The following is a 21,855-nucleotide window of genomic DNA, read 5'->3' on the forward strand; positions in this document are numbered from 1 at the left end:
TTATTTCCCCACAACCTGAATCACGATCAAGATCATCAATAACACCACTACACCGAGTGACATGCTTGAAGCGTATTCACGTAATGAACCTGTTTGACGCGAACTTGTAAAGCTATTACCACCCTTCACAATTGCAGGGAGTACTAACCATAAACCGTCAACTGGATCACGACCTAAAATTTTCGCAATCAATAAATAAGGTTTTACAAATACGATGTCATACAAAGCATCGAAACCAAATGCTGTACGGCAAATGTGCGCTAAACCTGAACCCAAAGATGTTTGAGCAAAAGCTTTTACTGCACCGTATGCAAAAGCAAACAAGAAGATACCCACAGCTAAACCAGCGAGGGCAACACCACTTGCTAAATGTTCAGCATGTGCAACAGCAGCTTCTAAGCTCTCAGGAACAACAAAACTTGGAATGCTTGCAGCAGTCAATAATTTTGCAACTGGCGCTTGTAGGAAGTAGCCGATACCTGTTGATAACGCAGCAAGAATTGCAAGCGGACCCCAGTAAGTGACGCCATGAATCGCATGTGCATGGGTTTTCTCTTCGCCGAAGAATACCACCCAGATTAAACGGAAAGTATAGATAGACGTTAAGAATGCACCCGCAACACCAACCCAGTACAACGTATTGTAAAGTGGAAGATTTGCAATTGTAGACTGTGCATATACTGCACCCAAGATCGCATCTTTAGAGAAGAAGCCAACAGTCACGATTGGAAGTGCTGCCAATGCGCCACCACCGATTACGAAACACCAGAATACGAATGGAATCTTATGACGTAATCCACCCATTTTGAAAATGTTTTGTTCGTGATGACATGCAAGAATTACGGCACCTGAAGAAAGGAACAATAATGCTTTGAAGAATGCGTGAGCCAACATGTGGAATAAACCAGCTTGGTATGCTTCAGCACCCACTGCCATAAACATATAACCCAACTGACTCATGGTTGAGTAAGCCAAGATACGTTTGATATCGGTTTGCACCAATGCGGCAAAGCCAGCCACCAGCAAAGTCACAGCACCTGTAATCGAGATGAACTGCATTACTTCTGGTGCCATTTCAATCACAGAGAACATACGGCAGCATAAGTACACACCTGCTGTAACCATTGTTGCAGCATGGATCAATGCAGACACTGGTGTAGGACCAGCCATCGCATCAGCTAACCAAGTTTGTAATGGAATTTGCGCTGATTTACCCGCTGCACCCAAGAACAACATCAATGCTGTCCAGATCGACAATGATGAGCTTTGTGTCATGACAGTCGCTGCATTTTCAACAATGTACTGAATATTCAAAGTACCAAATTGTTGATAGAGCAAGAACAATGCGATGAGTAAGAATACGTCACCCACACGTGTTACGGTGAATGCCTTGATTGCCGCCCAGCCATTTGCAGGGTTTGAGTAATAGAAACCAATCAATAAGTAAGAGCACAGACCTACGCCTTCCCAACCTAAGAACAATAACGCCAAGTTATCGCCCAATACCAACAACAACATGCTGGCAACGAATAGGTTGAAATAAGAGAAGAAACGCGCATAACCTTCTTCACCACGCATATACCATGATGCGAAGATGTGAATCAGGAAGCCAACACCTGTGACCATACCTGTCATCAATAATGATAAGCCGTCTAAATGTAAGCTGATGCCTGGCTCAAAACCGCCAACACTGAACCAAGTCCATAAGTGTTGAACAAAAACGGTTTGACCACTGCTGGTAAATGCAAGACCGGCAATTAAAGCAAATAACGCAGATAAACCAACTGAACCGACGCCAATAATGGCAGCTACATTTTCAGAAAGTTTGTCACGCCCTGCCGCTAAAAGGATAAAACCAATGAGCGGAAATAAAACGGTTAAATATAATGTACTCATCCGCGCATCTCACTAGCAGCATCCACATCCAAGTGATGGAAGCGATGATAAAACTGAAGGACGATCGCAAGACCAATACATGCCTCTGCTGCAGCAAGCGTCAGGATCAAAATGAACATGATCTGTCCATCTGGCTGAGCCCAAACACTACCTGCCAAGACGAATGCCAACGCAGCAGCATTCATCATCACCTCAAGGCTCATTAGCATAAATAAAAGGTTGCGTCGCACCATTACACCGTAAAAACCCAGTGCAAAAAGGATGGTTGCAACGATCAAACCATGTTCTAAAGGGATGTGTCCCATTATTCTTTATCCTCTTCTGCACCTGGTTCACGTTTGCCTAAGTGGAATGCTGCAACAAGTGCTGCAAGCAATAACATCGCGGCAACTTCTACCAATAATAGATAGTGAGTAAATAGTGCTTGACCGACTGCTTTAGGTCCAACAACTTCTGTACCCATTGGCGCAGAAATCGTGGTGTATTCACCACCGAGCATCCACACCAAGATTAAGCCCAATAAAAAGCTCATCAGTGCAGGAAAAGCCCAAGCATCTGAAGTCAACCATTTGCTTTCTTGTTCAATGGTATCTTGTCCAAGGTTCAACATCATGACAACGAAGACGAACAAGACCATGATCGCACCTGCATAAACGATGATCTCAAGGGCAGCCGCAAACGGCGCACCCACGATCATGAAAATGCCAGCAACCGCAAGAAGAGAAACGATCAAGCTAAGTAATGCATGCACAGGATTGGTGTTGGTCACAACACGTACTGTCGAAACAATGGCCACAAGTGCCATCAAATAAAATGGCCACATCATGGTAATAAGCTCCGTACATCTACTGGTGCACTTTCTTTTTGTGCTTGACCTTTTTCTTTACCGCTCACAGCCATACCAGTGACACGATAGAAGTTGTAGTCAGGATATTTACCAGGTCCAGAAATGAGTAAGTTTTCTTTCTCATACACCAAGTCTTGACGTACATATTCACCAAGTTCGAAATCTGGTGTCATCTGAATCGCTGTGGTTGGACATGCTTCTTCACACATACCGCAGAAAATGCAGCGAGAGAAGTTAATACGGAAAAATTCTGGATACCAACGTCCATCTTCTTTTTCCGCTTTTTGCAATGAAATACAGCCCACTGGACATGCAACCGCACACAGGTTACATGCCACACAACGCTCTTCACCATCTGGATCACGCGTTAATACGATACGACCGCGATAGCGTGGAGGCGCAATTTGTTCACCCGGTACTTCTGGATATAAGATCGTGTCACGTTTACGTGTTACATGGCTGAACACCATCCATAACGAACGTACAATCGATCCAAAGCCAGCTAGAATTTTATACATTTTGTACTCCCTGCTGTCCTAGGCCTGATTCATCAGAATCACAGCACCAGTCACTAACAAGTTGACCAACGCCAATGGCAAACAAACTTTCCAACCAAAGTTCATCACTTGGTCATAACGTGGACGCATTAACGAGCCACGCGCCAAGACAAACATCATTACAAAGAATGCTGTTTTAATCACGAACCAGAATAATGGTGGAACAAATGGAATTTCTAAGTTAAATGGTGCAAGCCATCCGCCGAAGAATAAAGTCACGATCAAAGCCGAGATCAAAACAACGTTGACGTATTCCGCAACGAAGAACATCCCCCACTTCATACCACCATATTCGACATGGTAACCTTCAGCCAATTCTTGTTCAGCTTCTGGTTGGTCAAATGGGTGACGGTGCGTGACCGCAACACCCGCAACCACAAAGATCAAGAAACCTAAGAACTGAGGAATGATGAACCACATATCACGTTGTGCTTCAACAATTTCACGAAGGTTGAATGAACCTGCAATCGCAACCACACCCATCAACGAGATACCCAAGAACACTTCATAAGAAATGGTTTGAGCAGCAGAACGAAGACCACCGAGTAATGAGTATTTGTTGTTAGACGCCCAACCACCAAATAACACTGCATAAACTGCAATACCCGCCATTGCCATAAAGAACAATAGGCCGATACTCATATCCGCAACGCCCAGGGTAGGACTTACTGGAATCACCATGAATGAAAGTACCGCAGTTGCCATCGCAACTGCTGGTGCTAAACGGAAAGTCAGCTTATCAGCAAACTTTGGTGTCCAGTCTTCTTTGAACATGATCTTGAGCATGTCGGCAACGATCTGGAACATACCACCCGGACCGACACGGTTTGGACCATAACGGTCTTGCCATAATGCCAAGAGACGACGCTCAATAAATGACATCAAAGCAGCAACCAAAACCACCACCAGCAAGATCACAATCGCCTGAATCACTGAATAAGCGATTGGCCAGTTCTCAGCCCAAAGTGGCGTTTGACGTATAATTTCTTGATTCATGAATTACACTCCTACCGCCACAGAAACAGGCTCTGCCAATGAAACAGTTGGTGCTAAACCAATTGGGTAACCAATATAACCTGTTGGTAAATATTCGATCACTTGTACTGGCAAGCTAATACTCGTTTCACCCGCTTTCACTGTAATACGTTGACCATCTTGAACATTTAAGCGTGTCGCATCTTGCTCACCCACAGCAAACATTGCTTCAGGAATACGAGATTCCATCGCAGGTGTTTTAATGGTGAATTCGCCAGAACCAAAAATATGGTGCATTGGCACAAGGCGGAAGCTTTCAGGATTCACAACAACAGCTGAAGGTGCAACATAGCTACGTGCAGGACGTTTTGCTAAACGATCGAATAAACGAACACCTGAATCACCACCTTTTAAGTGACCACCCACTTCATCTTGGTATTTGTTCCAAGCTTGTGGTGAGTTCCAACCCGCAGACCATGCGAAAGGTACCAATGAAGATGCAGTCTGATTCCCTACATAACCTTCCATAGAGAACGTTAATGCAGAGTCGATATCCGTCGGTTGCTTAGGTTCGTGAACCGATAACGGTGCACGCATTGCGGTACGACCTGAGTAACGACGTGGTTCACGTGCAATTTTCAAACCGTGGATACGATAGCCAGCATCTGGTGCAACGTCTTCAATTGCAGCAAGCACAGGAACATTCTTCACGATGTCATCAATCACATCATCAAGTAATGTCCAGTCCACTGCTTTGCCTTTGAGACCTGTCTCAATGGCATGTAACCAGCGCCATGATTCTTTGATCGCGTATTCAGGTTTATAGTAGCTTGGGTCATACACTTGATAGAAACGTTGTGCACGGCCTTCTTGGCTGACCACAGTACCGTCACCTTCAGCAAAGCTTGCTGCTGAAAGTACGATATCTGCAAGTTTCAAGGTTTCAGTTTCGCTATGATCGAGTACGATCACAGTTTCAGCCTTGTCAAATGCAGCTTTCACTTGACCCACTGGTAAACGACGAGTTAAGTCATTTTCAATCACAACCACTGCATCATAATCTTGTGCAAATGCTTGTTCTAAGCTTAAGCCACCAAACAGTGCCAAGCCCATTGAGTTCACTTCAGGAACAGTCAATGACAAGCCTGCATGTTCACCTAAGTTTTGTGCAACTTGAGCTGCAGCTTCCATGATCGCAGGATCTTGTAAGCTGGTACCAGAGATAATCAATGGCTTTTTCGCCGCTTTCAACGTATCTGCAATAGTTTGCGCAAATGCTTTGGCATCATCAGCTAAACCAGAGAGTGCTTCACCTTTAACAGCAGCAGCAACCGCGAAACCTAAACGTGCGATATCATTTGGAGATGCAACCACTTCACCTGTTGCAACATCGGCTAAACGCGTTTGTGTTGCAGCAAGGATATAGATTGGTGATTTTGCATCTTGACCGATACGTTGTACAGGTTCTGCTAACCAGTCTGGTGTACGTGTCGCAGCAGCCATTTCTTTGGCTTTGTTTTTCGCAGCTTGGCGAACAGACAATGCCATACGTGGCGCAGTTTGAGTTAAGTCTTCACCCAAGATCAACACCGCATCATAGCTTTCAATTTCACGCATGTTCGGGTTATAGATACCCTGTGTTTGCATGATTGATGCAGCTAACTCAACCAAGTTTTGATCTTTTTGAGACATACCTGTTGAGTAATTGTCTTGTCCAACCAATTCACGCAGTGCGTAGTTTGATTCCAAGCTTGCGCGTGGTGAACCAATACCTAACACTTTCTTGCCTTGAAGTTGAGTAATCACTTGATCAAGTGCCTGATCAACACTCACAGTCGCAACAGTTTCACCATTGCGGAACTGCGGTTGACGTGGACGATCTTCACGATTCACATAACCCGTACCGAAACGACCTTTATCACAAAGGAAGTATTGGTTGACTGAACCATTGAAACGGTTTTCAACACGACGGATTTCGCCATAGCGTTCCCCCGGAGAAATGTTACAACCTGAAGAACAGCCATGACATACGCTTGGCGCATACTGCATGTCCCACTTACGGTTATAGCGTGCTGAATGGGTCTTATCCGTGAATACACCCGTTGGACAAACTTCAGTCAAGTTACCAGAGAATTCAGACTCTAAAGTGCCTGATTCTGGACGACCAAAGTAAACACGTGAAGCATTGGCATAGACACCAAAGTCCGTACCGCCCGCATAATCTTTGTAGTAACGCACACAACGGTAGCACGCGATACAACGGTTCATCTCATGCGCAATGAACGAACCCAACTCTTGGTTATAGTGAGTACGTTTGGTAAAGCGATAACGACGACGGTCATGTTGCGTCATGACGGTCATATCTTGTAAATGACAGTGACCACCTTCTTCACAGACTGGACAGTCGTGCGGGTGGTTGGTCATTAAGAATTCAACAATCGACGCACGGAAATCCGTCGCTTCTTTGTCTTCAATCGAAATATAGGTATTGTCGGCAGCAGGTGTCATACATGACATCACCAAGCGTCCACGTGTGTCCTCAGGATTTGCGTACTGAGTCACCGCACATTGACGACAAGAACCAACAGAACCTAAGGATGGGTGCCAACAAAAATACGGGATGTCGATGCCAAGGCTTAAACATGCTTGTAGCAAGTTTTCAGTGCCGTTGACTTCATACGATTTTCCATCGACATGAATTGTAGCCATAGTCGAATTCCTTAAGCTTGTTCTACGTCTAGAGCAGGAGCATGGGTTTTAACCTTTGCTTCAAACTCGCCACGGAAATATTTAAGTGCGCCCATAAGCGGCTCCATCGCACCTGGTGCGTGAGCACAGAAAGTTTTACCAATCCACAATTTACGAGTAAGTTCTTGTAGGTGATCGATATCTTCTTTCTTACCTTCGCCTGCTTCCAGTGCTTTAAGCGCTTTAACTGCCCAAGGTAAACCATCACGGCATGGTGTACAGAAACCACATGATTCACGTGCAAAGAACTCTTCTAAATTACGTGTAGCAGAAACCATACATTGAGTTTCATCCACAACCATCAACAAACAGGTACCTAAACGTGAACCCGCTTTCATGATCGTTTCAGAATCCATTGGCAAATCAATGTGCTCAGCTGCTAAAAAGTCAGTCGAAGCACCACCTGGTAACCATGCTTTCAAAGTGAGACCATCACGCATACCACCCGCATGTTCTTCAATCACTTCACGCGCTGTTGTACCAAATGGAAGTTCCCAAAGACCAGGGAATTTAACTTTGCCTGATGCACCATAGATCTTGGTACCCGGATCTTTCGACTTACCAGCAGAAAGATTGATGTACCACTCAGGACCACGAAGCATAATCGCTGGCAAGTTGTTATAGGTCTCAACGTTGTTGACAATCGTTGGACGCCCCCATGCCCCTGCAACTTGCGGGAATGGTGGCTTAGTACGCGGATTGGCACGACGACCTTCAAGCGAGTTGATCAATGCAGTTTCTTCACCACAGATATAACGACCTGCGCCAGTGTGAACATGCATATCAAAGTTCCAGCCTGTTCCAAGGATGTTGTCACCCAAGTAACCTTTTGCACGGATTTGCTCTAATGCTTCATTTAAGTATTGGGCTGCTTCAACATATTCACCACGGATGAAGATATAACCTTGAGTTGCTTCTAAGGTATAACCTGCAATCAGCATGCCTTCGATCAATTGATGCGGAAGTTTTTCCATCAACAAACGGTCTTTAAAGGTACCTGGTTCCATTTCATCGGCATTACAAATCAAATAGCGTGGACCACCATCATTTGGCGCCATCAATGACCATTTAATCCCCGCTGGGAAACCTGCACCACCACGACCTTTAACCGTTGCAGCTTTAATGACTTCAAGCACGTCTTTTGGTGGCATGCTCAATGCTTTTTTAAAGCCAGCATACCCTTCAAGTGCTTCATACTCATCTGCCGCACGCACAAACTCTTGTTTGCTTAAACGCCAAGTCAATGGATGCGTTTCTGGATTACCGTCGCCATAAATTGGTTTTGGTTCAGTATTCATACATACTTCTCCAATAACTGTTTAACTGATGACACGTCCACAAGACCGTGCGTATCTTCATCAATCATTAAAGTTGGACCTTTATCACAGTTGCCTAAACAGCAAATTGGGAGCAAGGTAAAACGGCCATCTGCTGTGGTTTGTCCGTACTGGATACCCAACTCGCGCTGGAACGCTTCTGCCAAAGTTTCTGCACCCATCAAGAAGCATGCAATTGAGTCACACAATAAAATCACATGGCGACCAACCGGTTGACGGTAGATACGGTTATAGAAAGTTGCAACACCTTCAAGATCCGCCACACTCATCGTCAACAACTGTGCAATCGCATTCATTTGTGCATCATCTACCCAACCATTACGGCGCTGTACACACTTCAAAGCATCCAAAGAGGCTGCACGTGGGTACGGGTAATGACCAATGTGATGTTCAATGTCATGAATTTCGTCAGCAGTCAAAATCCCTTCAACATTCACACGTGGTTTTTTATCAGTCAAAATCATCATAATCGTTTACCCCTAGCGATCCACGTCAGCCATAACCACGTCAATGGTCGCCAAATAAATGATCAAGTCAGAAACCAAACTGCCGTTAATCACTGAAGGCATTTGCTGTAAGTGAGTGAATGTCGGTGTACGAATACGGGTACGGTAACTCATCGTTGACTTGTCTGAAGTCAAATAATAAGTACTCGCGCCTTTCACGACTTCCGTCATAAATGATGACTCACCAGCAGGCATTACTGGACCCCAAGATACGCTTAAGAAGTGCGTAATCAAGGTTTCAATATCTTGTAATGTCTTATCTTTCGGTGGTGGAACAGCCAATGGATGATCCGCTTTATAAGGACCAGATGGCATGTTATCCAAGCACTGTTGAATGATTTTCAACGACTCAGTAATTTCACGGAAGTGAACCAAGACACGTGCATATGCATCGCCTTCATATTCCACTGGAATATCAAAGTCGAAGTTTTCATAACCACTGTATGGACGATATTTACGAACGTCAAAATCAATACCTGTCGCACGTAAACCAGTACCCGTTACACCCCAAGCCAACGCAGATTTAGCATCGTATTGCGCAACGTTACGCGTACGACCAATAAATACTGAGTTTTTAAGCGCTGCTGTGTAGTACTCGTTCAAACGTTTCGGCATCCACTCTAGCAACTCTTTAACAAGTTTTTGCCAGTTATTTGGAAGGTCGTGTGCTGTACCACCAATACGGAACCATGCTGGGTGCATACGGTAACCCGTAATCGCTTCAACGATGTCATAGACTTTTTGACGGTCTGCGAACATATAGAATACAGGAGTCATACCACCCGCATCCTGAATCGCTGTACCACAGAACAACAAGTGGTTATTGATACGGAATAATTCGTTCAACATCACACGAATGACTTGTGCACGCTCAGGTACTTTAATACCAGCAAGCTGCTCAACAGCCATCACGTATGGCATGTTTTGCGCACAACCACCGAGGTAGTCGACACGATCGGTATAAGGAATGAATGAATGCCATGTTTGACGTTCAGCCATCTTTTCCACACCACGGTGGTGATAACCGATATCAGGCACACAGTCTTTCACTTCTTCACCGTCCAACTGTAATACCACACGGAAAGCACCGTGTGCAGATGGATGGTTAGGACCCAAGTTCAGGAACATGAAGTCTTCGTCGTCATTACCGCGTTTTAGACCCCAGTCTTCTGGTACAAAGCGTAAGTGTTCTTGTTCGAAATCTTGCTTTGCTTGGTCTTGCATATACGGCGTATATTCTGTCGCACGCGCTGAATATTCTTTACGTAATGGGTGACCTTCCCAATAGGTTGGTAACAAGATACGACGGAGCATTGGATGCCCTGCGAAATCGATACCGAACATATCGTAAGCTTCACGCTCGTACCAGTTGGCATTTGGCCAAATGTTGGTTGCAGTTGGAATGCTTAAATCATTTTCATTCAACGCAACTTTAATACGAATATCACTATTACGCTCTAGCGATAATAAGTGATAGAACACAGTGAAGTCAGATGCTGGTAAACCATCACGGTGAACACGTAAACGCTCATCTACCGCTGATAAGTCAAACAACATCACATAAGGACGTTCCACTTTACGGAGGAACATAAGGACTTCTTGCACGCGTGCGCGCTCAACCCAGACTGTTGGAAACTCTTCAAAAGTCGTCTGCACATAGAAGTTCTCACCAAATTTGGTTTTGAGCTCTTCTACGATTGCAAATGCAGGGCGGGAATCAACTGGTGTTGATTCTGGCATAGCAATGTCAGTTTCAGCCATTGGCTTGGCTTCCTATTTAATACAAATTCTGGCAATTTTTCCGATGACCATACCCATCACGGGACATGTCAAAAACTCATCGAGAAAATTATTTAATATCATCCATAGAGCGTAAGTTTTTCACCGCAATACGTTCAGCATTTTTACGGTCACGTTCTGGCATCATCTTTGGCTTATACACAGGCTGAAGATCATCACCAATAACCGCTGAAAGTGGACGGCGCTCTAGTTGAATTTGGTCTTGAAGTAACATCAATGCTTGAATCAATGCTTCTGGACGAGGCGGGCAACCTGGGATGTACACATCAACAGGAATAATTTTATCGACACCTTGAACCACAGAGTAGATGTCATACATACCGCCAGAGTTCGCACAAGCACCCATTGAGATCACCCATTTAGGCTCAAGCATCTGTTCATACAAACGTTGAATTACAGGTGCCATTTTGACAAAGCAGGTCCCTGCAACAATCATCAAATCTGCTTGACGTGGTGAAGCACGAATAACCTCAGCACCAAAACGAGACAAGTCATGTACACCCGTTAAAGTCGTTGCATATTCAACGTAGCAGCATGAAGTACCAAAGTTAAAAGGCCACAAAGAGTTTTTACGCCCCCAGTTCACCGCTGTATGCAACACATCTTCAAGACGCGTCATCATCACGCTTTTATTAACTTCTTCCTCAAGTGGATCAGTTACGATTTGACGATCTTGTAATGGATATTGATCGGCATCTGGATTCGCACGGGTTAAAGTATATTTCATCCCGACTTACTCCTTTTTAAGTAATGATGTAGTCGGTGTTTTAGATTTAACACGACCTGAAGACTGTGCTGGAATATGACCAGTAGGATCGACAACTAACTCTTCAATATTATTGAATCGCGTAATGTCAGCAATGTTCATATTTGGCGAACCTATTTTGGTTTTAATCCCAGCTGCTTTACGACGATCTGAAGGTGCCCAGTTAAGTGCGCCTGTAGAAAGCTCATAAATCAAACCGATTAATAAAACTAAAATAAAGACAGCAGCCGTTGCAAAACCAACCCAACCGACTTCACGAACTGAAGTTGCCCAAGCGTAGAGATAGAGGGCTTCCAGATCGAAAACCACAAAGAAAATTGCAACTAAATAGAACTTGGCTGACAAGCGGATACGAGCACCGCCCGCACCAACTACACCTGATTCAAACTGCTCTTGCTTTGCACGTCCCCATGCTTTACCCCCTAGGAGTAAGGGAACAGTGAGCATAAAAACGCAAAGAAATGTAACGCCGATCACGAAGGCAATTATTGCCCATTCGTATGGAGTAATGGCACTCATGCGGGGATAACTCCTGGCAGGCCTATTTTTAACAAAGAATGTATGTATTGGCCTTCAAATACACCAAACACAAAATTAATCCCGCCAATTGTACCTGATTTCTAATTTCTCATGCTAGTTGAAGCGCTTTAGTCTTTCGGATGATTTTGTCCTTAAATTTACCGATATAACCAAGATCACGGTTAATTCACCCCTAAAAATCGAATTATCTAATCAAGAAGACTATATTGATCATTTTTTTCTTTTTCTACATCGTGAAAAAATCTAAATTTTGAGTGGTTCGCCCCAATATATTGCAGCACGAACTAAATCATTGCATTGATACAAATTTATGATGAAAATTTAAACAAAATTTATATAATAGCGCGACCTTGTCTCCCCATAGAACCGCGTTAGCATGCCCCAAGCCTATGCAGCATTAAAACCACGCTCCCTTTTACAATTATTTCTACTTTTTAGTGGGATAATTCTATTGTGCTGCCTACTCGGTATCGCAACCAGACACCTCACCTTTCTTGCCTCTTTTTGGCCTGCCAACTCGGTTCTGCTCGGTTTACTGATTCGTTTTCCGCAAACACGCCACCCGATCAGTTTTATTGGGGCAATCGTGGGTTATCTACTTGCCGATACCTCACAAGATACGCCTTTTTTACTCAATATTTGTCTAACCTCAGCAAATCTACTCTACGTCATCACGACATTGGCCCTATATGTCAAATTTAATGCATTTATCCGTTCAATGCATCATGGTTATTTTTATCTATTTCTATTTAGTTTTTGCTGTATCGGTGGTTTGGCTAGCTCATTATTTGCAGCCCTCACCCTACCTTTATTTAACACCAAATTTGCTTTAGGTTCATTTTGGATTGATTTTGGCTATTGGTTTACTGCGGAAATTCAAAATGCATTATTACTGCTCCCGGCAATCATTAGTGCTCCGCTTTGGAGTGAATTTAAACAGCAACTCCAAGAGTTTAAAACTCAAACGGTACAAGAAAGCTTACCGCTATTTGCAGTTATTTTCTCCATTGCAATTGGCTACTATGATGCAGGTCCCGGTTCCCTACTTTATCCAATTGCGGCACTGATCTGGTGTGCATTGAGCTATCGTCATTTTTCAGTGGCAATGATTACTTCGATCAGCTGCGCCTTTGTGATCTATCACGTCTCGCAGAACTACCTGCTACTTTATCCCCAGCAATTTTTAAATAATGCCATCTCAATCCGCCTTGGACTGATTATGATGACGATTGCCCCACTCACCGTATCCAGTATCAATATGGTGAGATCCAAGCTAATCCAAGAATTGCAACATACCATTGCGCATGATGAACTCACCTCCAGCCTGACCCGCCGCCAATTTCTACAATCGGTGCAACTGTTCCAGCAGCAAGCAACACAGGCTGGTCAAAGTACGGCCTTTCTTATGCTCGACATTGATCACTTTAAACAAGTGAATGACAGCTATGGGCACCAGATGGGTGATCGTGCCTTGCAAAGCTGCGTGCACACCATTCAGAGCCTACTCAGCCCTCAAGACTTGCTCGGTCGTTTAGGCGGTGAAGAGTTCGCTATCTTTATGACCGACACCGATGCCGATGCAGCTTATCTCTGCGCTGAAAAAATCCGCCTACAGATCAGCCAAACCCCGATTGAACATGAACAACAGCAACGTTTTTTCATTCAAATCAGCATTGGAATTTGTATCTGCACACCTGAAAATCAGCACGCCATTGAGCAATTATTTAAGCAGGCCGATGATGCGCTGTATCAAGCCAAACGGCAGGGCCGAAACCAAGTTGTCATTTCGACATAATATGTTGCAATTCAGCTAAATACTTTAATTATCTTTATACACAGCAGCGCGAATAGATGAGTATTCTAGAATGAGAACAAAAGGAGAAAAATATGCATCTAGAATACACTCACGCTTCGGATTATTTCTTTTTTTCACAACTTCTGATGCGCCATATAGAAAGTTATGTTCGAAAACATCCAGATGCTGATAATGCAATTTTTGATTTAAGAGACATTTACGAAGTATTTAGAGAGGATTTTGCCGCCACAACAACCAATTTAGAAAGTATTCTCAATATTGCCGATGGCTATAAAGTCGAAACCTTAAATGGAGATCAAACCCTGATCAAAGGTTATAAAATCGATATTAAGAACAATGCGCTACTGATTGACTTCAATGCAGATGCATTGCAGAGCCTTCGCTCAGGCAAACCATTGATTGAACCCGATCCATCTGTTCATGAATAAATAGTAATAATTCAAGGTCACCAAAAGACCTGATTTAGCCAAAGTATTTTGCTTTGGCTTTTTTATTAATATCAATAAAAAAGGAATGATAAATATCATTCCTTTTTCACTACTTATTTTTTAATGACTTGTTTATAACGCTTGGCAGGCCACGTCATGATAAAGCGTGCACCGCCCAAGTTTGGACTTTGATCGACTTGAATGGTACCACCAAACCAGTAGGCAATACGGCTGACAATTGACAGACCTAGACCATAACCACCTGAAGCACGGGTACGACTGTCATCTAAACGGGCGAAGGCCTCAAAAATACGACTGCGCTCTTGTTCAGGAATCCCCGGCCCGTCATCTTCGACGCAGACATAGGCATTACCGTCAGCACGAACCCCACCACTAATGCGGACTTTATTATCGCAATAACGTACTGCATTACCGACCAGATTTTGCACCACGCGGTGTAGATAGCGACGTTCCGCATCTACTTTCAAGGCTAATGGCGGTGCAATCAGTTCAATTTCTTTTTGCGTCTTCAATGCTTCCGTTTCCATTGCGACCTGATCCAATACTTCAACCAGTACAATGTCTTCGAAGTCTAGAGATGGCGTACCTTGCTCCAATTTGGCATAGGTCATGATCTCATCAATCAAGGTATTGAGTGCTTCAATATCTTTATCAATCATGTCCACTTGCTGAATTCGATAATTATAATCATCTTCTTCAGCCAACATCTCCATACCAAAACGAATCCGTGCCACAGGTGTTCTGAGTTCATGCGACACCGCACGCATCAATTCACGCTGCGCTTCAATCAAACGCTGAATATGATCTGACATATTGTTATAACTGGATGCCAAATTTGCCATTTCGTCAGTACCTTCAATGGGTACACGCAATGACAAGTCACCCGACTTCATCTTATTCAAGGCATAACGGACCTGACGAATTTTACGCTCAAGCGGTAAAATCAGGCCATAAACACCCAAACTTAATAAGAACAAGCTGAATAAGGTGATCCCTGCTGACAGCTGGAACGGCATCCAATTAAACATTGGAACAGGCCCTAAAATCAGCACTTGCGCAGGATGGTTTGGCATCGGAGAAACAATCGAAATGGTGGTGCCACGCACAGTTGCACTGTCTTTATACAGCAACACACTTTGATCTTGGCGCAAACGACCAATCTGCTCCGAATCCAGATTAATGTCTTTAATATCCGCAATTTCAATTGGGTAATAGAAATGCTTTTTAATTTTGTCTAAATACTCACGCTCCTGCCCCGGATAAAAAATCAAATAATCCAGTACAAAAATCGGTAGCGCTTTCATTTGGCGTTCGCCAATTTTATCGACTTTAATATAGAGGAAATGCTTAGGGTCGTCTTTCAGGCCAATAATGATATAGCCAATGCCATTATTCGCATCATAACGAACCACTGATTTTTGCTCAGCAATACGTTTTTTCTCGGTACGCGATAGTTCTACCCGTTCAGCATCGACATAGTAGATCGGTAGTTCCAGCAAATCAGATGCATCGGAAATCCAATCTAACTTTTGTTGCTTTTCTGGCTGACGAGATACCCCTTCACTAATGACATAAGAAATGCCATCGGTAAGAGATTCACGATATTCTTGCGCCCGTTGATAGTTAATGATCTGCACCAGCAAATAACAAAATGCGGCAACCACAACAACCAAAACCACCAATCCAGCATAGATACGCAAGAATATGCTGTTTTTCAGTACTCGACTTACCATAGGGTAAATAATTCCAAGCTAGTTAAAATCTCTCCTGAACAGCCACGCTGTACAAGTCCCTCCTCTATCAAGGGAAAAGCCCCCTTTTAAAAGGAGGCTTTAGAGAGTTTAGATTCCGTTGGTTTCTTTAACGAATAAATAACCTTTACTACGCACTGTTTTGATACGTTTTGGATTTTCTGGGTCATCACCGATTTTTGGACGGATACGTGAAATACGTACATCGATCGAACGATCTTGACCATCGTATTCAATACCACGAAGACGCTCAAAGATATCTTCACGAGACAAGATACGACCAGCGTTTGAAGCCAACAACCATAACAAGTCATATTCAGCGCTGGTGAAATCGACCAACTCACCATTTAAGGTTACTGAACGACCACCGTTATCAATCACAAGGTCATCAAACTCGATACGTTGAGCAACTTCATCTTCAACTGTTTTGTCAGTACGGCGTAATAAAGCACGGATACGCGCTAATAACACACGTGGTTGAACAGGTTTCGCAACATAATCGTCTGCACCCATTTCCAAGCCAAGAACCTGATCCATATCTTCAGTACGTGCAGTAAGCATCAAAATTGGTTGATGGTAATGCGGACGTACTTCACGACAAACGGTTAGGCCATCTGCGCCTGGTAACATCACATCGAGAACCACTAAATCTGGTTGCTCGCTGATAATGCGACGAATTGCACGATTACCATCCGTTTCGACTCCAACTTCTAAACCGTTACGAATCAAATACTCTTGTGTTAAACGTGCTAAGCGTTCGTCATCTTCTACGATCAAAATCTTCGGTAACTTTTCTTCTTGGCTCATTTGTTTGCCCCTAAAATCTGAGTGAATCTATCTATGAAATCTGACAGATACATTGGTTTATGTTTTGCAATATACACACGTTTACATTGTAAACAAGTAGGCGTTCACCAAACTGATACACGCCTAACCCCTTTTGTTATATTTTTATTAAAATTATGAATTTTAATATATTTTTCAGCTCTCTATGCTTTTTCCGACAGGATGAATATTTAGTATAGATTTTGTGCCAATGTTAAACAATTTGTTTCTTTATTCACCCAAAACAATTTAAGTGTCTGTTTTTTGAGTTATCCACAGAGTTATCTATAAGCCTTTTTTAACGGCTTTGATATGCTATGTGACTGTGATTTCAGCAGTTAACACATGAAAAAAAAATTAGTAAAAAGTCAAGGATTGATCTACTGCAAAAAATCCCGTATCTTGTGTTGAAAATAAACTTTAACCACTAAGTATTGTGTTTATCCCTCAAACATCGTGGCATACTTTTTGCTCGATTCAAACGGTCCATGAACATAAAAATAGATGATAATGGAGCTATGCTGACATGAGCATCATCACTTCTACTCCTGGCCAACTTCAGGTCATTAAGCGCACCGGTGAGATTGCGACATTTAATGCCGAGAAAATTTCTGTTGCGATTGGGAAAGCATTTTTAGCTGTTGAAGGTCAACAAGGTACTGACTCAAGTCGTATCCATGACCGTATCACTCAACTGACTGAAATGGTAATGAACACATTTAATCGTCGTTTGCCTTCTGGCGGTACGATTCATATCGAAGAAATTCAAGACCAAGTTGAATTGGCATTGATGCGTACAGGCGAGCAAAAAGTTGCACGTGCCTACGTCATTTATCGTGACCAACGCGCAAGTGCTCGTCAGCAAACTGGTGCGAACCATCACCCTACCCTTCAAATTACAGATGCCAATGGTCAGCTCCAACCATTGGATTTGGATGCGCTTACAGCCACCATTGAAACTGCAAGTGAAGGTCTAGAGGGAATTGATGTTCAAGCCATTCTTGATGAAACGGTGAAGAACTTATATAACGGCGTAAAAGAAAGCGATATCGCGACCACCATGATGATGGCAACGCGTACCCGTATCGAACAAGAGCCAAACTATACTTATGTGACTGCGCGTTTACTTAGTAGCGAACTCGTTAGCACAGGTTTAGAGTTCCTCGGTCTACCGACAGACACCTTAGAAGGTGATGCTTTAGAAACCTTCTTGAAGAAAGGTATTGAGCTTGATCTTCTTTCTAAAGACTTGCTTGATTTTGACCTTGCAAAATTGGCTGCTGCGATCAAACCAGAACGCTCAAACCAATTCACCTATTTAGGTCTACAAACTTTATTTGACCGTTACTTCATCCATTCAAATGGCGTGCGTTTTGAATTACCACAATTATTCTTTATGCGTGTATCAATGGGTCTTTCGCTCAATGAAGAAAACAGAGAAGATCGTGCAATCGAGTTCTATGACTTATTGTCTAGCTTCGACTACATGGCTTCTACACCAACGCTCTTTAACTCAGGTACATTGCGTCCGCAATTATCTAGCTGTTACTTAACCACCATCGGTGATGACCTGTATGACATTTATGGTGCAATGCGTGACAACGCGATGCTATCAAAATGGGCGGGTGGTTTAGGTAATGACTGGACACCTGTACGTGCATTGAACTCTTATATCAAAGGCACCAACGGTAAATCTCAAGGTGTGGTTCCGTTCCTTAAAGTTGCGAACGATACAGCCGTTGCAGTAAACCAAGGCGGTAAGCGTAAAGGTGCAGTTTGTGCATACCTTGAAACTTGGCACTTGGATGTTGAAGAATTCCTAGAGCTACGTAAAAACACAGGTGATGACCGTCGTCGTACCCACGACATGAACACAGCGAACTGGGTTCCTGACTTGTTCATGCAACGTGTGTTTGAAGATGCTGAATGGACCTTGTTCACACCGTCTGAAACACCAGACCTGCATGATTTAACTGGCGCAGAATTCGCTGAGCGTTATGCACACTACGAAGCTGTAGCAAAAGAACAAAACATGCTACACAAGAAAGTACGTGCTAAAGATTTATGGCGCAAAATGCTTTCGATGTTGTTCGAAACTGGTCACCCGTGGATCACATTCAAAGACGTATGTAACTTACGTTCACCACAACAACACGTGGGCGTGGTTCACTCATCTAACTTGTGTACAGAAATCACTTTAAACACAAACCAAGATGAAATCGCAGTCTGTAACTTAGGTTCGATCAACCTTGTACAACACGTTCAAGGTGGCGTATTAGATCGTGAAAAGCTTGCTCGTACAGTGAAAACTGCGGTGCGTATGCTCGATAACGTAATCGACATTAACTACTATGCTGTACCACAAGCGAAAACGTCGAACTTGAAACACCGCCCTGTGGGTATGGGGATCATGGGCTTCCAAGATGCATTGTATGAAATGAATCTTGCTTATGGTTCAGATGCAGCCGTTGATTTCGCTGATGAATCGATGGAAGTGATCAGCTACTACGCAATCGAAACATCAAGTAACCTTGCGCTTGAACGTGGTGCTTACTCAACATTTAAAGGTTCATTGTGGGATCAAGGTATCTTGCCAATCGACTCTTTAGAAATCGTTGCGAAATCACGCCCAGAGCGTATGTTCGAAGTGGATCGTACTCAACGTTTAGACTGGGACACTTTACGTGCCAAAGTTCAAAAAGACGGTATGCGTAACTCAAATGTGATGGCGATTGCACCGACTGCAACCATCTCTAACATTTGTGGCGTGTCTCAATCAATTGAGCCAACGTTCCAGAACTTGTATGTGAAATCGAACCTTTCTGGTGAATTCACAGTGATCAACCCTTACCTTGTTCGTGCATTAAAAGAACGTGGTCTTTGGGATACCGTCATGGTCAATGATCTAAAACACTTCGAAGGTTCAGTTCAAAAGATTGCACGTATTCCTGAAGAATTAAAAGCAATCTTCGCGACTGCATTTGAAGTGGATACTCGCTGGATCGTAGATGCTGCATCACGTCGTCAAAAATGGATCGACCAAGCACAGTCATTGAACCTTTACATCGCTGGCGCGAATGGTAAGAAACTTGACATCACGTATAAGATGGCATGGTTACGTGGTCTTAAAACAACTTATTACCTCCGAGCTTTAGGTGCAACATCGGCTGAGAAATCAACCATTAACACGGGTGCACTGAATGCAGTTAAACCAGCATCGGTTGAAGCGCCTGTGGTTGCGGCAGCAGCGGTTGTAGCAGAAAAAGCTGAAGTTCAAACTGAAGATGATGGTTTCTCAACAGCAGCGCCAGTGCCATTGGCCTGTTCAATTGACAACCCAGACTGCGAAGCTTGTCAGTAATTTCACACCTCTCTCAATAAATTCCCTCTCCTTTTAGGAGAGGTGAAGAGCGACTAAAGCTCCGCAAGAGAAGTTTCTATTGAGGCATAGATTATGTTCCATCTCAGTCATAATTATCAATTTGGTGTGATAGTCCTGATCTGTGCCTTTTTAGTGTTTTATATTCCAATGGTTTACGCATTTTTTAAAATACGTAAACAACAGCGTAAGCAAAATAAGTTTTAGGGATTATCGGTGTCCATTGGTCACTTTTTAAAATTTCAGTCAATAAAACTTAATTTTGCTTACACAAATTGAGCGTATAGTAGGACATCTCCTTGCTTGAGATGTCTAAATAAAAGATATAAAGCAACGAAGAGAGAATGAATATGTCTATCCTTAGTTGGGACGATTTTGAAGATGATTCGCAAAAACCGACTGCACCTGAACACAAGTCTGCGCCCATCGACACGCAAAAAACGGTTAATACGCAAGTGGTATCTGATTCAGAGCAATCATCGCCGCGCGTGGCTGCTGCACAACCCGCTGGAACCAGTACCGTGCGATCAACAAATCCAACCGATTCGTTGGCACGAGCATCTGCTGCCTTAGAACATTTAGATGCTGCACCTGGCTTGGAAGAGCTTGAGATGGGTGCACAGCGTGTTCAGGTTGATGATAAAGCAATGATCAACTGTCGCGCTGACTTAAACCAGCTTGTTCCGTTTAAATACGAGTGGGCTTGGCAGAAGTATCTTGACGGGTGTGCAAACCACTGGATGCCGCAAGAAGTCAACATGAACCATGATATCGCGCTTTGGAAGTCTGAAAATGGCTTAACTGAAGATGAGCGTACCATCATCATGCGTTCTTTGGGTTTCTTCTCGACTGCGGACTCATTGGTTGCAAACAACTTGGTGTTGGCGATCTATCGTCACATTACTAACCCTGAATGCCGTCAGTACATCTTGCGTCAAGCATTTGAAGAAGCGATTCACACGCATGCTTATCAATACTGCATCGAATCTCTGGGTATGGACGAAGGCGAAGTCTTCAACATGTATCGCGAGATTCCATCTGTTGCACGTAAAGCATCGTGGGGCTTGAAGTACACTCAATCTTTAAGTGATCCTACTTTCAATACAGGTACGCCTGAAAACGACCAACGTTTATTGCGCAACTTGATCGCGTTCTATTGCGTTCTTGAAGGGATCTTCTTCTACTGTGGCTTTACTCAAATCTTGAGTATGGGTCGTCGTAACAAGATGAATGGTGTTGCTGAGCAGTTCCAGTACATCTTGCGTGATGAGTCTATGCACTTGAACTTCGGTATCGACATGATCAACCAGATCAAGATCGAGAACCCGCATTTGTGGACGGCTGAGTTCCAAGAAGAAGTGATTCAAATGATTCTTGAAGGCACGATGCTTGAGATCGAATATGCGCGTGACACGATGCCACGTGGTGTATTGGGTATGAATGCAAGCATGATGGAAGAATACTTGAAGTTCATCTGTAACCGTCGTTTAGCACAACTTGGTTTACCTGAGCAGTTTGCTGGTGTAACCAACCCGTTTGGCTGGATGTCTGAGATGATGGACTTGCGTAAAGAGAAGAACTTCTTTGAAACGCGTGTAACAGACTACCAAACTGGTGGTGCGTTAAGCTGGTAAGTTGAATGCCACACGACACATGAGTTGTG

At 43.5% G+C, this 21,855-nt stretch carries 18 protein-coding genes; 5 read left to right on the forward strand and 13 right to left on the reverse strand.

All coding sequences use genetic code 11. From position 1 onward, the window contains the following. The 11 genes from nuoL to ndhC all read right to left on the reverse strand — a co-directional run bounded on the left by nuoL (position 1) and on the right by ndhC (position 11,951). The gene (gene nuoL / locus F902_RS18055; protein WP_005205642.1) at positions 1-1,896 is read right to left on the reverse strand and encodes an NADH-quinone oxidoreductase subunit L; all 1,896 of its coding nucleotides are present in this window, start codon (positions 1,894-1,896) and stop codon (positions 1-3) included. Beyond that, positions 1,893-2,201, reverse strand: a complete 309-nt coding sequence (nuoK, locus tag F902_RS18060) for an NADH-quinone oxidoreductase subunit NuoK (protein WP_004655436.1) — start codon at positions 2,199-2,201, stop codon at positions 1,893-1,895. Before nuoK ends, nuoL begins: the two co-directional genes overlap by 4 nt. Further along, complete coding sequence (gene nuoJ / locus F902_RS18065; RefSeq protein WP_171061079.1) at positions 2,201-2,719, reverse strand: NADH-quinone oxidoreductase subunit J; 519 nt, start codon at positions 2,717-2,719, stop codon at positions 2,201-2,203. The genes nuoK and nuoJ overlap by 1 nt, the downstream gene beginning before the upstream one ends. Next, complete coding sequence (gene nuoI, locus F902_RS18070; protein WP_004655439.1) at positions 2,719-3,261, reverse strand: NADH-quinone oxidoreductase subunit NuoI; 543 nt, start codon at positions 3,259-3,261, stop codon at positions 2,719-2,721. Before nuoI ends, nuoJ begins: the two co-directional genes overlap by 1 nt. Positions 3,262-3,279: 18 nt before the next feature. Continuing rightward, positions 3,280-4,296: an NADH-quinone oxidoreductase subunit NuoH gene (nuoH, locus tag F902_RS18075; protein ID WP_004804775.1), complete on the reverse strand. Its 1,017-nt coding sequence runs from the start codon at positions 4,294-4,296 to the stop codon at positions 3,280-3,282. A gap of 3 nt (positions 4,297-4,299) precedes the next feature. Further along, entirely contained in the window at positions 4,300-6,984 is a 2,685-nt protein-coding gene (nuoG, locus tag F902_RS18080; protein ID WP_005205644.1) for an NADH-quinone oxidoreductase subunit NuoG, read from the reverse strand. Between the two features lie 11 nt (positions 6,985-6,995). Beyond that, positions 6,996-8,321, reverse strand: a complete 1,326-nt coding sequence (nuoF, locus tag F902_RS18085) for an NADH-quinone oxidoreductase subunit NuoF (protein ID WP_004804772.1) — start codon at positions 8,319-8,321, stop codon at positions 6,996-6,998. Beyond that, positions 8,318-8,827 carry an NADH-quinone oxidoreductase subunit NuoE gene (gene nuoE, locus F902_RS18090; protein ID WP_004804770.1) on the reverse strand — a complete coding sequence of 170 codons (510 nt, stop codon included), beginning with the start codon at positions 8,825-8,827 and terminating at the stop codon, positions 8,318-8,320. The genes nuoF and nuoE overlap by 4 nt, the downstream gene beginning before the upstream one ends. 12 nt (positions 8,828-8,839) lie before the next feature. Continuing rightward, a complete protein-coding gene (gene nuoC, locus F902_RS18095; protein WP_004804769.1) occupies positions 8,840-10,627 on the reverse strand; it encodes an NADH-quinone oxidoreductase subunit C/D in 1,788 nt (595 codons plus the stop codon). Positions 10,628-10,715: 88 nt separating this feature from the next. Further along, positions 10,716-11,393: a NuoB/complex I 20 kDa subunit family protein gene (locus tag F902_RS18100; protein WP_004655450.1), complete on the reverse strand. Its 678-nt coding sequence runs from the start codon at positions 11,391-11,393 to the stop codon at positions 10,716-10,718. Positions 11,394-11,399: 6 nt separating this feature from the next. Next, positions 11,400-11,951, reverse strand: coding sequence for an NADH-quinone oxidoreductase subunit A (gene ndhC, locus F902_RS18105; RefSeq protein WP_004804766.1), 552 nt, complete (start codon positions 11,949-11,951; stop codon positions 11,400-11,402). A gap of 397 nt (positions 11,952-12,348) precedes the next feature. Between ndhC and F902_RS18110 the strand changes: the two genes are divergently transcribed. Then, the gene (locus F902_RS18110; RefSeq protein ID WP_005205650.1) at positions 12,349-13,767 is read left to right on the forward strand and encodes a GGDEF domain-containing protein; all 1,419 of its coding nucleotides are present in this window, start codon (positions 12,349-12,351) and stop codon (positions 13,765-13,767) included. Between the two features lie 92 nt (positions 13,768-13,859). Beyond that, complete coding sequence (locus tag F902_RS18115) at positions 13,860-14,216, forward strand: hypothetical protein (RefSeq protein ID WP_004804760.1); 357 nt, start codon at positions 13,860-13,862, stop codon at positions 14,214-14,216. A gap of 113 nt (positions 14,217-14,329) precedes the next feature. On the opposite strand, the gene bfmS is transcribed toward F902_RS18115, so the two are convergent. Next, the gene (bfmS, locus tag F902_RS18120) at positions 14,330-15,970 is read right to left on the reverse strand and encodes a sensor histidine kinase BfmS (protein WP_004804758.1); all 1,641 of its coding nucleotides are present in this window, start codon (positions 15,968-15,970) and stop codon (positions 14,330-14,332) included. A gap of 108 nt (positions 15,971-16,078) precedes the next feature. Beyond that, on the reverse strand, positions 16,079-16,795 hold the full coding sequence (bfmR, locus tag F902_RS18125) for a response regulator transcription factor BfmR (RefSeq protein ID WP_004655457.1): 717 nt from the start codon (positions 16,793-16,795) through the stop codon (positions 16,079-16,081). A 544-nt stretch (positions 16,796-17,339) separates the two neighbouring features. On the opposite strand from bfmR, the gene F902_RS18130 reads away from it, so the two are divergent. The 3 genes from F902_RS18130 (at position 17,340) to F902_RS18135 (ending at position 21,826) form a co-directional block, all read left to right on the forward strand. Beyond that, positions 17,340-20,174 (forward strand): ribonucleoside-diphosphate reductase subunit alpha, encoded by a 2,835-nt coding sequence (locus F902_RS18130; RefSeq protein WP_005205652.1) that lies wholly within the window; start codon positions 17,340-17,342, stop codon positions 20,172-20,174. 93 nt (positions 20,175-20,267) lie between these two features. After that, a complete protein-coding gene (locus F902_RS22225) occupies positions 20,268-20,399 on the forward strand; it encodes a hypothetical protein (protein ID WP_004804753.1) in 132 nt (43 codons plus the stop codon). A gap of 143 nt (positions 20,400-20,542) precedes the next feature. Then, positions 20,543-21,826, forward strand: coding sequence for a ribonucleotide-diphosphate reductase subunit beta (locus tag F902_RS18135; RefSeq protein WP_005205654.1), 1,284 nt, complete (start codon positions 20,543-20,545; stop codon positions 21,824-21,826). Positions 21,827-21,855: the final 29 nt, after the last annotated feature.

Source organism: Acinetobacter higginsii (assembly GCF_000369525.1).
GTDB classification, from domain to species: Bacteria; Pseudomonadota; Gammaproteobacteria; order Pseudomonadales; family Moraxellaceae; genus Acinetobacter; species Acinetobacter higginsii.